The sequence below is a fragment of the Streptomyces sp. NPDC036822 genome (assembly GCF_055609145.1).
The window spans coordinates 1-13,327 of record NZ_JBVJPY010000043.1 but is presented as its reverse complement, the minus strand read 5'-3'; the positions used below and the strand labels follow the sequence as shown (position 1 = coordinate 13,327).

Sequence of the window (13,327 nt, the reverse complement as noted above, 5' to 3'; positions counted from 1 at the left end):
CGAGCCCGATGCTCCACACGCCGCATCGGCACCATCGTCCAAGCCGTCCACACGCTCCTGACCTGCAACTATTCAGGATGAAAAAGGCTCAGTGACGCGAGGGGCAAGCGTTGGTCCTTGGTCGACAAGGCCCCGGCCTTCGGTACAGCAGAGGAGCTCGGGCCGTGCTCTGACTATCCGCTGGCAGTGAGCGTCGCCTGCGTGATGGTCGAGACCGCGACAGCAGACTTGGAGGACGACCCCATCGTCACTGTTTCCACCTCCGTGCATGGCATCACCGCCTCCACCGGGGAAGACGAGTTCAGCGTCAGACGGAGCCAGCTCGTTCCGTGACGGCGAGGTTGTGCAGTCGGGCGATGCCGAGCATGGCGGTGTGAACGCCTTCGCCCTTCAGGCGGCAGTCACGGAGGATCTTCCATGCCTTCATTCGGGCAAAGACGTGCTCGACGCGGGCGCGGACCTGCTTGTGGGACTTGTTGTGAGCCTGTTTCCAGTCGGGTAGATCCTCTGCCTTGCGGCGGCGGTGCGGCATCACGAGCCCAGTCCCCGGGTAGCCGCCGTCGGCGATGGTCATCGTGTTGCCGACGGCGGCCTTCGCGCCGGACTCTGCCCAGGCCCAGCAGTCGTTGCGATTGCCTGGTAGTGGTCGGCCGACCACCACGACCAGGCGGGTGTCGGCGTCGATGACCACCTGATGGTTGGTGGAATAGCGATAGTTCTTCGACTGCTCAGCGACCTTGTGGTCCCGGGTAGGCACCAGGGTGCCGTCCACTATCAGCACCGCTTCCTTGGCGAACCGCCGGCGGGGACGCAGCGCAAGCCTCGGGCCGAGGTCATCGATCACCCGGTCCGCAGCCGACTTCGACACACCGAACAGCGGGGCCAGTTGCCTCATCGTGAGGTTCGTCCGCCAATACGCGGTGACCAGCAGCACCCGGTCCTCCAACGACAGTTTCCATGGCCGGCCTCGGCCTGAGGAGCCAGCACCCTCACGACGCAGCGCGGTCAGCAACCTGCCGAAGGCGCGCGGGCTCAGCCCGGTGAACGGGGCTATCCAGACCGACTCGGAGGCCGTGATCACACCTGACACGGGCGAGATCATCGCAGAGCAAGATCACTTACGGGACAGCCCTTAGGGTTGGTGAGACCAAGGCAGTACGACAGGAGAGGGCGGCGCCATGGACGAGTTCGGACGGTGGGTCAAGCAGCACATCGACGAGTCAGGGGCGCTCGGTGAATTCGCCAGGCTGATAGCGGTCGAGCCGAGATGGTCTGTTACCCATACTCCCGACGATGACTACTTTGACTACTACTCGCAGCTGGATCGTCTCGGGTTGGGCAGGCACCGCCACTTGTTCAACTGGGCATGGCGCTGCTTTACCGGGCACATGCTCGACGACAGAGTGCTTCCCGCGCTGCCCGGAGAGGGCGAGCCTGTCGAGGAGACCTACGACTGCCTTGTTGCCGTGCTGGAAGGGGGAACGATGGAGCAACTAATCCCCCTGCTGCTTGCTGTGGAGCTGAGTCCCCGACAGCGTGGTGAACTGATCGCCCGGGCCGAGGAAGTTACCCGAAGGTTCAACGGATCCGATATCCATTCAAATGACCCCGCCAGGCCGTGGCAGATCCTGTGCCATCGGTACAGCCGGATGCTGTTCACCGGACTCGCCTGCCACTCCGATCCCGCGGACGCAGCGGCGTGGATGACGAGGAAAGCCGCCTCGTGGATGACCAGGACAGTGGGAGCCGCGTACGCCTTCGATGTGGTCGGCCACCGCGACGCCACGTGGCTGGAGGTTTTCACCCGCCGTCTTGCCGAAGGCGAGCGTGCGGACCTGTACTACCCCTTGATCGCCGCGCTCGCACGGGACAAGGGCGTCTCGGTGCAGCCGCAGCCTCGATTGGCTCACGGTTGCGTCTTCCACCACGCAGAGGAGGCGAAGGATCCGGCGAGCGCCACCGAGGAGGCCACTGTGACGCGTCTGCGCCGGGACCCGTTGGCACTCACCGTGCTTCCCGGGATCACGGAGGAGCACCGCATAGCGGAGCATCACCTTGGGTCTGCCACCGGCTCTGTGCCCTACAGGGAAGCGCAGGTTCTGGCAGTGGCGGCCCGGGCGGGTTTTCTCGACCGCGCGACGCTGATCGCCGATGTCGGGGACGTGCTGCTCTCATCGGACCCCCGCCGTCACGCCGTGGACGGCTATGTCGCCTTGATGGAGTATCTAGCGCCCACGGAAGCGGAGTTCGCCCCGTACCACAAGCGGTGGGTCACCCTCCTGGTGTCTGTGCCAACTATGGGCAGGCCACTGCTCGTGCGCGCGGCCGAGGCGTTGTCTCGTCAAGGCCGCTTCCCGGGCCGTGTCGTGGACGAGTGGATAAAGGTGATCCGCGACGGTGCTCTGAGAATCCTGCCCCCGGGGACGGAGATGGCACACGTCCGCACGGTGATCGCCGGGCTGGTGGCGCTCAAGGGCGCCCGCCGCTCCATATCCGACAAGCAGGTGGCGGCCGTACTCCAGCTCGTCGCCACCGCCCCGGGACCCCGGGCCTCCGCGGCCATGATGGTCCTGAAGTCCTTTGCCGCCGCCGGGCGACTGACCATGGCCCAGGTGGCGCAGTGCGCACGCGAGGTCCTGTTCCGTCCTGAGAAGAGCGTTGTCATCTCCGCGATCGCCTTCCTCGACCAGGTGCTCCGCAAGGAGCCCGGTTGGGCCGGTGTCCTCGTGCCGCTCCTGGCCGATGCCTTCCGCCACGCGGCCCCCGATGTGCAGGAGAAGGCCCTCGATCTCGCCGAGAAGCATGCCGCCGCGCTGGACACCGCGCACCGGCTTCCCCTCGCCACCGCGGTGGAACAGCTGATCCCCGCCCTTCGCACCAGAGCCTGGCGCGTGTTCGGGGACGACGAGACCTGCCCGCCCTCCGGGCAGCCGGTCGAGGAGCCGCCACTTGAGGTTCCGGACCGTAAGCCCTTCCCCGCGCCGATCGACACCATCGCTGGCGCCGTGGAGGAACTGGCCGTCGTGTTGCGCGCCCGCGTCCCCGACCCGGTGGAGTGCGAGCGAGCGATGGACGCGCTGGTGCGATGCGCCCACCGGGACCGGACCGGTTTCGCCACGGCCCTCGAACCGCTGATACGGAGCTTCGGCTTGCGGTCCTCGGATCCTGGGGCGGGTCTCGCCAAGGCGGCGAAGCCGCTGATGGCTGCCGTGGCGCTTGTGGAGTCCGTCGCTCCTCAGGGCCTGAGCAGGGTGAGCGACGAAGTCATCGCCGCCCATACCGCTGTCTTCCCGGCCGACGTGGAGCACGCCCGGGTCCGCCAGGACAGACCGTGCGGCCACGAGGTCTTCGACGGGGTCATGCACGCTCGTTGGGCCGAGGTCATCGGGCGGCTGCGGGACCGCGAGACGACCCCTTTTCTGTTGGCCACCCCTTCCTGGGCGAACGGTGTCATCGGCGCGGGTGAACTGGTCGAACGGCTCGCCGCCTACCACCGTCTCGGGGCGAGCCCCGGCCGGAAGGATCTGGAGCAGGCGCTGCTGCGCGTAGCGCTCGACGTGGACGCCGAGGGGGCCGTCATAGCCGCCACGGCCCTCGGGACGCCGGAGGCACTGCGGCTCGCCAGCTGGCTCCGTGACGGCGGGTTGGCTTTGCCTGAGACGGTCCGCACCCCGCTTGAGCCCTGGCAGCCCGAGACCCCTTACGGCGCCGAACGAGCCGAGCCCTGGCGTCTGCGAGCCGCCGTTCCCGGCTTCGCCGACCGCCTCGACGGGTTCTGCGACCCCTTCCGGGATCTGCTCGGCCCCTATGTCGCAGACCGGGACCACTGCGGCGTCTTCAACGGGGCAGGCGCGTGGCCCCGGCTGATGCCCCACTGGCTCATGGTCCTTCCGCGGCATCGGGAGCTCGTCGCTGCCCGCACTCTGACCGCCTTCGCCGAAGGGGCGGAGTCCTCTCGGCGCAGTGCCGCTGTGCACCTTCCCGCACTGGTCGATGCGGAAGGCGCGGCAGGTACGGCTGTACGGCTCGCGCTCGCCCACGGTCTGGGAGCCAACCGGGCCGAGGAACGCGTCGCTGCCAGCGACGCGTTCCTTATCCTCGCCGCGCGCCAGGACTTGGACGAGGAGCAGTTCGGCCACGACCTTGCCGAACTGATCGCCGGCCGAGTCCTGAAGGTCTGCCGACTTGTCGAGTCCCTGACGGTGGCGGCGCAGGGCGGCGCCCACCACAACGTCGCGGTTGTGCTGGCCTCCCTGCTCGGCGGCCGGCTCGACGACGACACGGTGGCGGGGGCCGGACTGGGAAAGCTCCTCATCCTGGCCGCCGAATGCGCCGAGCGCAGCGGTCGCCCCCTGCCGCCCGTCGACGGCCTTGCCGAGCTCGCGGCGCGGCGCGGGTCGGGGGTCACCGTAAAGAGCGCGCGGCGGCTGGGGGACGCCCTGGCCCTGGTCGGGTCGGTGTGAGGGTGGTGTGACGTTCTTCGAAGCCTATGAAACGACGCCCTCGATTTAGCCCTGCGACGCGTGGTCAATGGTGCGAATACCGGTACGCCTTCGGTCAAGAGTCCGCGGGAGCCTGCGGTCACAGAACCGGGGCGTGGCGTCGCCTCACGCAGCGGCCGACGACGCTCGGGTCCAGCCATCCTTGGGTGCAACCAACCCCCTCGCAGCCTTACGGCACCGTTCCGTCAGGGCCGGGCAAGCCCTCTGGAAGCTCAGACAACCCGGATTGCGGGCGCGGCCTCCAGACGGTCCAGCCGTTCGTAGAGGGCGCGGACCAGGCGGGCGCGGTTCTGGACGCAGCGCGCGGTGCCCTCGATCGGTACGGACAGCCGACCTTCGGCCTCGCGCAGGACGATGTCGGCGAGCGTCCGGGGGCCGCTGGCCTTGGGCAGCTGGTGGGCGCGGCGGCGGACGTCGGCAGCGACGGCGCGGGCGTGACCGGTGAGCTGGAGGGCGATCTGCTCCAGGTCGCGGGTGGTGAGGGTGTCCTCGCCGGTCCATGCGAGGACGGCTTTGACGAGGTACTCGTAGGGTTCGCGATCGAGCGGGAGCCCGGCTTCGATCAGGCCGTCGGGGTCGTACAGGACCGTGTGGGTGCTGGTGTGCATGGCGGGCCTCGCTGCCGGGAGGGTCGTGTGCGGGTGGCCGGCGGTCATCGCTGGGGGCTTTGCCGCTGTCGGCTCCGTCGTCCTGGTCCTCGTCGTGTTGGCTGGGGAACCGGGCGAAGCCGCGGTCCGCGCGAGGGAGCAGGGCTGGTAAGGGGACGCCGTGGGCGGGCGACTGGAGGCCGCGGTCCTCCGGGGGCGGTGGAGTCGGTGTGTGCGCATGGGGGCCCTGTCTCTCGGGCTGGTGGTCCGTCGGTGCCGTCGACGCTACGCAGCTAGGGTCCACGCGCTCAACGTAGTTGCGGAGAATTGCGGAGGTTCACTTCAGAGCGTCGATCGCGGCCCGGATTAGGGCGCGGGCCGCGTCGCCGTAGACGGCCATCTCCGCGAGGCCGGCGAATGCCTTGGCGTAGTCGGCGACCTCGCGCGGCTGCGTCACCTTGATCTCCGCCGTCAGCGTCTCCACTACGGCCATGGTGTCGTCGTGGACATAGAACGCCTCCAGCGGCCACATCGTGCGCTGTGCGGTGAACGGGATGATCCCCAGAGAAACGGAGGCGAGCGGCATCACGGCTATGAGGTGGAGCAACTGCCCGCGCATCGCCTCGGGGTCGGCGGTGCGGAAGCGCAGGACGGATTCCTCCATGAGGACGACGTAGCGGTGCCCGCCCTCATAGAGGAACCGGGAGCGGGCGACGCGGGCAGCGACGGCTTCAGCGACGTCGTCGGGGGTGCCCTGGAAGCGGGTGATCTGCTGCATGAGGGCAGTGGCGAACGCCGGGGTCTGGAGGAAGCCGGGCGGCACGTTGGAGAGATAGACGCGGCAGTGGCGGGTCTCCTCGTGCAGGGCGAGCCAGTCCTCCTGGACCTGGCGCATGCCGCCCTGGTGCAGGCGGCGCCACTCCATGTACATCGAGTCGACCGCGCGAGCGGTGGCGATGAGGTCGTCGGCCTGGTCGTCCGCGCCGCACGCCCCGCACCAGATCCGGATGTCCGCGTCCGAGGGCGCGGCCGAGCCCTTCTGAATACGGGTGGTCTTCGCCGGATGCCAGCCGCACCGAGCGGACAGTTCCTTCCCGGTGAGGCCGGCGTCCTTGCGCAGGTGCGTGAGCCGGACGGCGAGCGCCTCGCGGGCCGCCTGTGCGCTGGACGAGGGGGAGGCGATCGTCATGAGGTGCGTGGCCCTTGGGTTGTGCGTGGTCAGATGCGGTAGTCGGCGTGGTCGGTGGCCAGGTCCCATACCGAGCGGAACGCCTCGGCGCACAGCTTGATCGCGTGGGGGTCGTCGGTGTGGTCGGGCTCGAGGGCCTGGCCGTCGCCGGAGAACAGGTTCCAGCGCACGATCCGGTCGTCGATGAGCCAGAAGTCGTTGCCGGGCAGGGCGAGGGTGGAGGCGCGGCGGCGGGGCATCCAGCGGACCTGTTCGCCGGCGCGGCAGTTGGCGTCGGTGATGGCGTGCTCGAAGCGGATGTAGTCGGTGGCGGGCTCGGACACGATCCGGGCCCGGCGGACCTTCACCCCGCGGGCGACGGTCCGCTCCACCAGCGGCAGCCACCCGCTCCAGTACGCCGAGTCGTCCGCGGGCGCGCTCCCGTCCCGCAGGAACGCCTCGAAGACCTCGTGCTCCTCTGCCACGGCGTAGACGTCGCGGAGCTCCAGGTGGAGGGCGTGGTGGTGGGCGGAATCGAGCAGGTCCTCAAACCTGGGAGCCGGGGGCCTCTGCGGCATCGCACGCCCTCCTGATCTGCTCCACCATGCTGAGCGGGATCCGGACAATCCCTTCGTCGTCGGCGGGCGGACTGTCCTGACCGCAGGTGGCCCGGGTCGCCGCGTCGGCGAACTTGCCCTGCAGAACAAGTTCCGTGCCCTGAGCAGTGTCGGTGTCCACCCACACCGCCGGGCCCTCCGCCCGAGTTCGGGTCCGTGCCGAAGAAAAGTAACGCCATGATCCCCTCCGAAGCGTGCCGGTTGCGCGTAGTTGCGTGACGACCGTCCCGCGCCAGGGTGCTGCCGTCAAGAGATCCTGGCCCGTCGCTCCGGGCGGCCGAGTGCTGGAATCGCGTCCGTGGCGGTACGGAGGCGTTCTCAGGGGCGTCCGGCCCATGCCTGGTGGTGGGGCGCGACATTCAGTCCTGCGCGCGCAGGCGGCCGCGCAGGACACCGACGCGTGTTCGGCCCTTCACGACCAGGTTGGGGTGGGATGGGCCTGTATCGCAGGCGTTGACTCCATAGCTCGAGCTGAGCCTGTCGGTGCTTCCCGAGCTTGCCAACCCCAGTAATCGCCGGGCCTCGACCTCGGCGACATGACCCGCAAGCCAAGTTTCCAACGGCGCCTCAGCTACCGCCCGCCCCGGTGTTCGGCCCTGCATGTGGTGGTGGACTACTTCCTCGAAGCCGGCTGCCCGCGCCAGGAAGCCGCCGAGCTGGCCGGCCGGTGGCTGCAAGCTGATCCCTCACCCGAAGGGGTACGCCGCTGGATGGACGCCATCGGCGCACACCGGCCCGACGCCGCCCTTCAACTGCACCTGCACGACCTGGGCGCCGGCGACCTGGGCGTACTGATCGACGGTACGGCTGCCCGTCGACGGCTGCGTGACGGCGAGCCGATCGGTCAGGTCGTCGCAGCCCTCCTGACGCTGCGGCAGCCACCCGCCTGAATCCACCGACAGCAGGCCCCTCCCTGGCCAGCTCGTCATTCGGCATGCGCGCGGGCGCCCCGCCACAACGGCGGGGCGCCCGCACGCCCCCACCCGTGATCGCCTCATGCCGCGTCACAAGCCCGCTTTGGTACGCCCCCCAGTTCGACCACCCAGCTTCTCCTTTGGAGGAACAATGACTGCCTCGGCACACCCCCGCGGCCGCCTCCGGATCCCGCGCGACGGACCCGGTCGCCGCTGTCCTGGACCACACGACCGCCACCGCCCTGCGCGATCCCCGCAGCCCGTTCCTCAAGGCCGGGGAGCAGTTATACGACGAAGCGAGCAAGGGCTTCGGTGCCCTGTATGTCCCGGCGCGCTGCCTGACCGCCGCGGATGTCTGCCACCTTGGCCTGTTCGCCTCCATCGACAGCCGCCGGTTCATCCAGGTGAACCCTTCGACGCCGCCGTCGCTCTTACCGCGAGCGGGTTCCAGTACGCCGGATACTCCTGGGCCGCCATTCACGCCGCCCGTCCAAGCACTTCCTTCCCCACCGGCTGCTGCCTCCTCACCCTCACTCCCGAGCTGTATGTGGAGACCGGAGTTCAGGCTTTCCACCCCGACCGGTAGTCGGCGGGCTCAACGATCTGGCCACGCAGGCGCAGGAGGACCAGGCGCTGACAACGCTGAAAGGCGTCCGTGTCCAGCAGCGTCCAGCCACCTGCGCCTTTCGCTTCTCCGTGGTCCTGCAGGCCAGGCACAAACGCGGCGGACGATCAGCGCCGGCCGCACCCCCCGTCCTGCGCCAGGCCTGGGGAAACGCCTTCGGAAGGGAGAAGTTCCCTGCAGTACCCAACAGATCACACCCCAGGTCGTCGGGCGGCATGAATAGTGCTCCGGCAGCCCCTCGGGTCCTGACATGCTCGCGGGCTGGCCGCAGCCAAAGCGACAGAGCGGGATCGGCTGACCCGATGCGTCGACCGCCACCCTGACGGTCTCGGTTTCCCGGGGACGGGACTCAAGGACGATCGAGCGGCTGCCGCGTGTCTGCTTCGGTTCAGCCCGCTCCTCCGAAACCGGACGGTCCTCTGCACACCTGTCGCGCCGGTCCCCCTGACGTACGGACGGGCGGTGTTCCTTATCGTCCAGGGCGGGGCCGTTCGCCTCAAGGTACTGCTGCCACTGCTGTAAGGGAAGCCAGCCTTGGTGGCCATCCCGTTGGAACGGGATCCGCTCACCGGCCGCAGCTTCCACGATGAACCGAGTGAGAGTCAGGCCGCCCTCCCCCGTGAAGGCGCTCGACTGGTGGGCCGGTACGAGAACGCTGTGCCAGCCCAAGCAGTAACCGGATTCGGTTGGGTTTTCCGGGTCGTAGGGCCTATTCGGGCATCGGGTGAGCCTGCCGCTTGGACTGCACTTGCCCTCCTCCAGGACGCAGTGGCCGTCCCGGACCGCGATGGGGTTTCCTGCACGCGGATGACGGAGGCCGGCAGGTTGGGGGTGCGGACATAGGGAATGGTGCCGATGCCTGCGTGGTCGGGGTCGGCGAAGTCCCAGACCGACTGCATACCGCTGCGGCGCCGGAACCCCTCCCACTCCCGGATTCCTCGGGCTGTCTGGGGGCTCAGCTGGGGCGCATAGCCCAGGACGATACCGTTGGCGCGCCGTTGATGCGTACATCCAGGCGCGCGTGCCCGTCGACGGTCTGCGACTCGATGCCCGCGGAGAAGCCGTGATCTTCGGAGTCCTCTGCGACGAGCGCCTTGCGCGCAAGGCGCTCGTCGGACTCATTGCTGACGGACCCCTCCCCGGGTTTGTGGTAGCGGGAGACCCACAGCGGCCGGCGGCTCTCACACCAGCTGCCGCCCTATGACGTGGTCCCGGGCTGAGAGGCGAGCACCAGCCCGGGACTACACCCACCCCCCAGCCCACCGCCCCCCAGAAGACCAGAACCCACCACGGGCCAGAGACGGACGTCAGAGCCCCTCGGCACCACCGTCGGCGGTGAGACGCCGGAACATCCCGGGCTGGCGCTGCGCCACGAGCCTCCGGCCACGACGCACAGCCAGGTGCTGATGAACGCCCTGTCATCCCCTGAGGCGCCGGGCAGGCAGAAAAGGCGGAGCCGCCGTGCGGCAATCTGAGAGGTGTCAACACCCTGGGCGGTCCTGAGGGCGAGCACTCTGTTGACGGCTGCGCGGGGCGCCAAACGGGCCGTCGGCTACAGCTCCCGTCAGCGGAACGGGCCCTGCCAGCTTCGCCTCGGCAGGGCCCGTTCGTCGCCTCGGGGGGCGATCTCATCGGAGCGAGCGTGCGGGCCCACTTCGTTCTGCATAACGAGCCTCCCCGCAGATGGACACGCAGTGCCAAGGATTGGGGCGGCAGGTGGTACTGCTCCCAGAGCGCGATCTGAGCACCGGGACGCCCGTGAAGCAGCCAGTCCCCCCATGATGGGCCCTATTTCCCCCGGAGAAGGAAAGGGCAGAAAAGGAGGAGCGGATGGGGCTTGGGCAAGTTCAGCTCGGGTTCTTCCGAGGGCGCTTGTGGTTCCGTTGGACGCTTTCCTGGGGGGCGGGCAGAGTAGCCGGGTCCAGGCCGGCCCAGATGCCCTCCATGCCTTTGTTCAGATCAGCGATAAGGACAGCGAGCACGTCCGCCCCGCCCTCGGCCGTAATTCCCGCCCGTTCCCCCAAATTACGCAGCCTGTTATACGTATGGTTGGCATCGATGTTTAGGGCGGTGGCGATGCTTTCGGTAGTGCGGTTGCCGTAGTAGATCGCACCGAGGACCTGCCGGTCTGCCGGGGAAGGGGCGCCGTAGGAGTACGATCGCTCGCGGGTCTGTTCAGCGCCTACCTGGGGGGCGGGCAGAGTAGCCGGGTCCAGGCCGGCCCAGATGCCCTTCATGCCTTTGTTCAGATCAGCGATAAGGACAGCGAGCACGTCCGCCCCGCCCTCGGCCGTAATCCCCGCCCGCTCCCCCAAATTACGCAGCCGAGTCGAAATATTGGATTTGTTTCTCAGTGCGGTGGCGATGCTTATGGGGGTGCGGTGTTTGCCGTGGTAGATCGCACCGAGGACCTCCCGGTCCGCCAGAGTAGGGGCGCCCTGGGAGTGGAATCGCTTGCGGATCTTCTCAGCGCCTTCCTGGGGGGTGGGCAGGTGGGCGGGGTTCAGGCCGGCCCAGATGCCTTCCATGCCTTTGTTCAGATCAGCGATAAGGACAGCGAGCACCGCCGCCCCGCCCTCGGCCGTAATCCCCGCCCGCTCCCCCAAATTACGCAGCCAGACATACACCCTGTTGGTATCAGTGCCCAGAGCGGTCGCGATTCTTTCGGCGGTGTGGTTGCCGTAGTAGATCGCACCGAGGACCACCCGCTCCACTAGAGTAGGGGCGCTGTGGTACTGGGATCGATCGTGGTTCTGCTCGGCGCTGCCCTGGGGGGCGGGCAGGGTGATGGGATTCACGCCGGCCCAGATGCCACACATGTTGTCCAGATCATCGATAAGGAAGGCGAGCACCGCCGACCAGCCCTCCTCCGACATCCCCGCCCGTTTCCCCAAATCGTTCAGCCTTTTACACGCGCTATCGGTAGTGATGTGCAGGGCGGTGGCGATGCTTTTGGGGGTGCGGTGTTTGCCGTGGTAGATCGCACCGAGGATTTCCAGGTCCGCCCGACTGGGTCGGACGGTGTGGTCGCGTGGGGTGCTGGTGGTGGTTGTGGCGGTGTTCTGGGTGGTGGCCGTGGGGTTAGGTGCGGCGGGCTGGACTTGCGTGACGGTGTGCAGGAGGGCATTCCTCCAGATTTGGAGGATGTCGGGGCTGGTGGGGGCGAGTGTGACCAGGTACGCGGCCAGGTCGGTGTACTGGGGGGTGGGGGGGATGTTGAGGACTCGGGATGTCTGGTTCAGGGCGTTTATGAGGAGGGTGGCGTCGGCGTTGCCCGGTCCGCCCAATCCCCATGCGGCCCAGGACAACGCGGCGTCCCAGTCGCCCTGACTGATGGACTGCAGACAGGCAAGGTCCTGATCCCAGCCCTCCAAGGGGTTTGAGGCGCTGCCGGTGAAGGGATTGGACAGAAACTCCCAGAAGGCTCCCGCGGTGACGATGCCGGCATTGAGCAGTGTTCCCGCGAGGTCTTCGTCACTGGCCGCCTCGAACTGCCACCGAGCCGCGACCTGCTGCACCGCTCCACGGAACATCGGCTCGTCCACATGCAGACCGGTCAGGGCTCCCGCGAATGCGGCGGCCTGCGCCCACGCACCAGACGCCGCATGCGCAAGAGCCTCCGTGATCACCGCTTCCTGCCCCTGGCCTTGCGCGGCCGCACCGACATCCGCACCCAAGGTGTACTCACTCATCTGCATCCGCTCCACGATCAGTCACTGCGACCGGACACATGACCGGCCACGGCAAGCACACCAGCACCACCAGGCAGGCAAACAATCCAAAGAGGAAAAAACCCGCCAACCGGCATGCGCTCATCCCCATCGTCCCCCCACATCAGCCTTATCGGGAACCTCCACACCCATCCTCTCCCCACCCGACACTCGCGCGCCGGCAGGAAGAACACGCAGACAGCCCCCAGCAGCCGTAACCGGCCGTGAAGACCCCGGAGATGTCAGAGCATCCAGGTCTGACGGTGAGCATTTTCAGCGTTAACGTTCGAGGATGAGGACGGCTGTGGGGGGCCTGTAGCGGGCTCCTCGGAAGATGCGCCAGGACTTAAGTCGCGCGACACTTCGTTCGACCGGTGCCCGTGCCGCCGACAGGCCGGGATCGTCTGCTGGGTCGTGGTGAGGTCCCGGTTCGGGAGCCGTCTGATCGGTGTGGTCCCCCAGGGGCCGGCTCCGATGTAGGCGCGGTCGGCGAGGACGAGGATGCCCTGGCGTTCGCAGATCCGGATGATGCGGTGGGTTCGGGCCGCGGTCAGGTCGTGGGTGCGGCCGGGCAGCGCGGGTGAGATCCACAGCAGGTTACCCACGGAATCGGCCACGACCTGCACCTTCACGCCGTCACAGCGGTGCTTCTGTGAAAAGCCGCTCCGGCTGTCGCCGACACGGTCACACTCGGCAAGCATCCCGTCGAGCAGGACGTAATCCGGATCCGCCTCGCGCAGGACCCGCAACAGGCCCGGCGCCCGTCGGGACAGGTGCTCAACGACGGCCTGGACGTAAGCGTGGGCGATGCCGACGGATATGCCATCTGCGCGAGCGTGTCGTGCCGGCGAAGGTAGACCAGGCCCACGAGCGCCGGCTGGTGGCGCGGGGGCTTACAGCGTCGGTCACCCTCACGGGTGACGATGAGCATCGATACCCACTGGAGCAGAGCAGGAGGCAGGTCAAGTGCGGCAGACGGAGAACCAACAACCCTCCTGCGCCGTTGGGTTGAGGCTTTGAACACCCCCCACCGGCATGGGAGCCCTGCGCGTTGCGGTCCTCATCCTGACCCAGCCCGGGTCACTCGATCAATGGCCACTCTGAAAAAGGCTCAGTGAGCCTTTTTCATCCTGCCCCTGAAGGGCTATAAGGCCTGGTCAGCTGGGGTGGTGACGTGGCAGAGCCCCCGGTCGTTGGCGGTGTT

8 protein-coding genes and 2 pseudogenes are annotated in these 13,327 nt (G+C 68.0%); 4 read left to right on the top strand and 6 right to left on the bottom strand.

From position 1 onward, the window contains the following. Positions 1-81 (top strand): annotated as a pseudogene (locus ACZ68P_RS35635) (IS5/IS1182 family transposase); the annotation flags it as partial. A 36-nt stretch (positions 82-117) separates the two neighbouring features. Further along, positions 118-333 (top strand): hypothetical protein, encoded by a 216-nt coding sequence (locus ACZ68P_RS35630; protein WP_471013458.1) that lies wholly within the window; start codon positions 118-120, stop codon positions 331-333. Here the strand turns inward: ACZ68P_RS35630 and ACZ68P_RS35625 are convergent. Beyond that, the gene (locus ACZ68P_RS35625) at positions 308-1,090 is read right to left on the bottom strand and encodes a transposase (RefSeq protein WP_471013456.1); all 783 of its coding nucleotides are present in this window, start codon (positions 1,088-1,090) and stop codon (positions 308-310) included. The two genes, ACZ68P_RS35630 and ACZ68P_RS35625, sit on opposite strands and share 26 nt — an antisense overlap. Positions 1,091-1,178: 88 nt before the next feature. Between ACZ68P_RS35625 and ACZ68P_RS35620 the strand changes: the two genes are divergently transcribed. Then, positions 1,179-4,463 (top strand): DUF7824 domain-containing protein, encoded by a 3,285-nt coding sequence (locus tag ACZ68P_RS35620; RefSeq protein ID WP_471013453.1) that lies wholly within the window; start codon positions 1,179-1,181, stop codon positions 4,461-4,463. Positions 4,464-4,714: 251 nt separating this feature from the next. Here ACZ68P_RS35620 and ACZ68P_RS35615 read toward each other — a convergent pair whose 3' ends face one another. The 3 genes from ACZ68P_RS35615 to ACZ68P_RS35605 form a co-directional block, all read right to left on the bottom strand. Beyond that, a complete protein-coding gene (locus ACZ68P_RS35615) occupies positions 4,715-5,110 on the bottom strand; it encodes a DUF6415 family natural product biosynthesis protein (RefSeq protein ID WP_471013451.1) in 396 nt (131 codons plus the stop codon). Between the two features lie 316 nt (positions 5,111-5,426). After that, complete coding sequence (locus ACZ68P_RS35610; RefSeq protein WP_471013448.1) at positions 5,427-6,278, bottom strand: helix-turn-helix domain-containing protein; 852 nt, start codon at positions 6,276-6,278, stop codon at positions 5,427-5,429. Positions 6,279-6,307: 29 nt separating this feature from the next. Further along, positions 6,308-6,835: a DUF6879 family protein gene (locus ACZ68P_RS35605; RefSeq protein WP_471013444.1), complete on the bottom strand. Its 528-nt coding sequence runs from the start codon at positions 6,833-6,835 to the stop codon at positions 6,308-6,310. 575 nt (positions 6,836-7,410) lie between these two features. Here ACZ68P_RS35605 and ACZ68P_RS35600 point away from each other — a divergent pair. Next, positions 7,411-7,764 carry a hypothetical protein gene (locus ACZ68P_RS35600; protein ID WP_471013440.1) on the top strand — a complete coding sequence of 118 codons (354 nt, stop codon included), beginning with the start codon at positions 7,411-7,413 and terminating at the stop codon, positions 7,762-7,764. 2,496 nt (positions 7,765-10,260) lie between these two features. Here ACZ68P_RS35600 and ACZ68P_RS35595 read toward each other — a convergent pair. After that, entirely contained in the window at positions 10,261-12,105 is a 1,845-nt protein-coding gene (locus tag ACZ68P_RS35595) for a hypothetical protein (RefSeq protein WP_471013438.1), read from the bottom strand. Between the two features lie 297 nt (positions 12,106-12,402). Further along, positions 12,403-13,054: pseudogene (locus tag ACZ68P_RS35590) on the bottom strand (transposase family protein). Positions 13,055-13,327 lie beyond the last annotated feature (273 nt).

Bases quoted from the DNA above. Each gene is read 5' to 3' on its own strand.
- ACZ68P_RS35620 (WP_471013453.1), top strand. From the start codon at position 1,179: ATGGACGAGTTCGGACGGTGGGTCAAGCAGCACATCGACGAGTCAGGG.
- ACZ68P_RS35615 (WP_471013451.1), bottom strand. From the start codon at position 5,110: ATGCACACCAGCACCCACACGGTCCTGTACGACCCCGACGGCCTGATC.
- ACZ68P_RS35610 (WP_471013448.1), bottom strand. From the start codon at position 6,278: ATGACGATCGCCTCCCCCTCGTCCAGCGCACAGGCGGCCCGCGAGGCG.
- ACZ68P_RS35605 (WP_471013444.1), bottom strand. From the start codon at position 6,835: ATGCCGCAGAGGCCCCCGGCTCCCAGGTTTGAGGACCTGCTCGATTCC.
- ACZ68P_RS35600 (WP_471013440.1), top strand. From the start codon at position 7,411: ATGACCCGCAAGCCAAGTTTCCAACGGCGCCTCAGCTACCGCCCGCCC.
- ACZ68P_RS35595 (WP_471013438.1), bottom strand. From the start codon at position 12,105: ATGAGTGAGTACACCTTGGGTGCGGATGTCGGTGCGGCCGCGCAAGGC.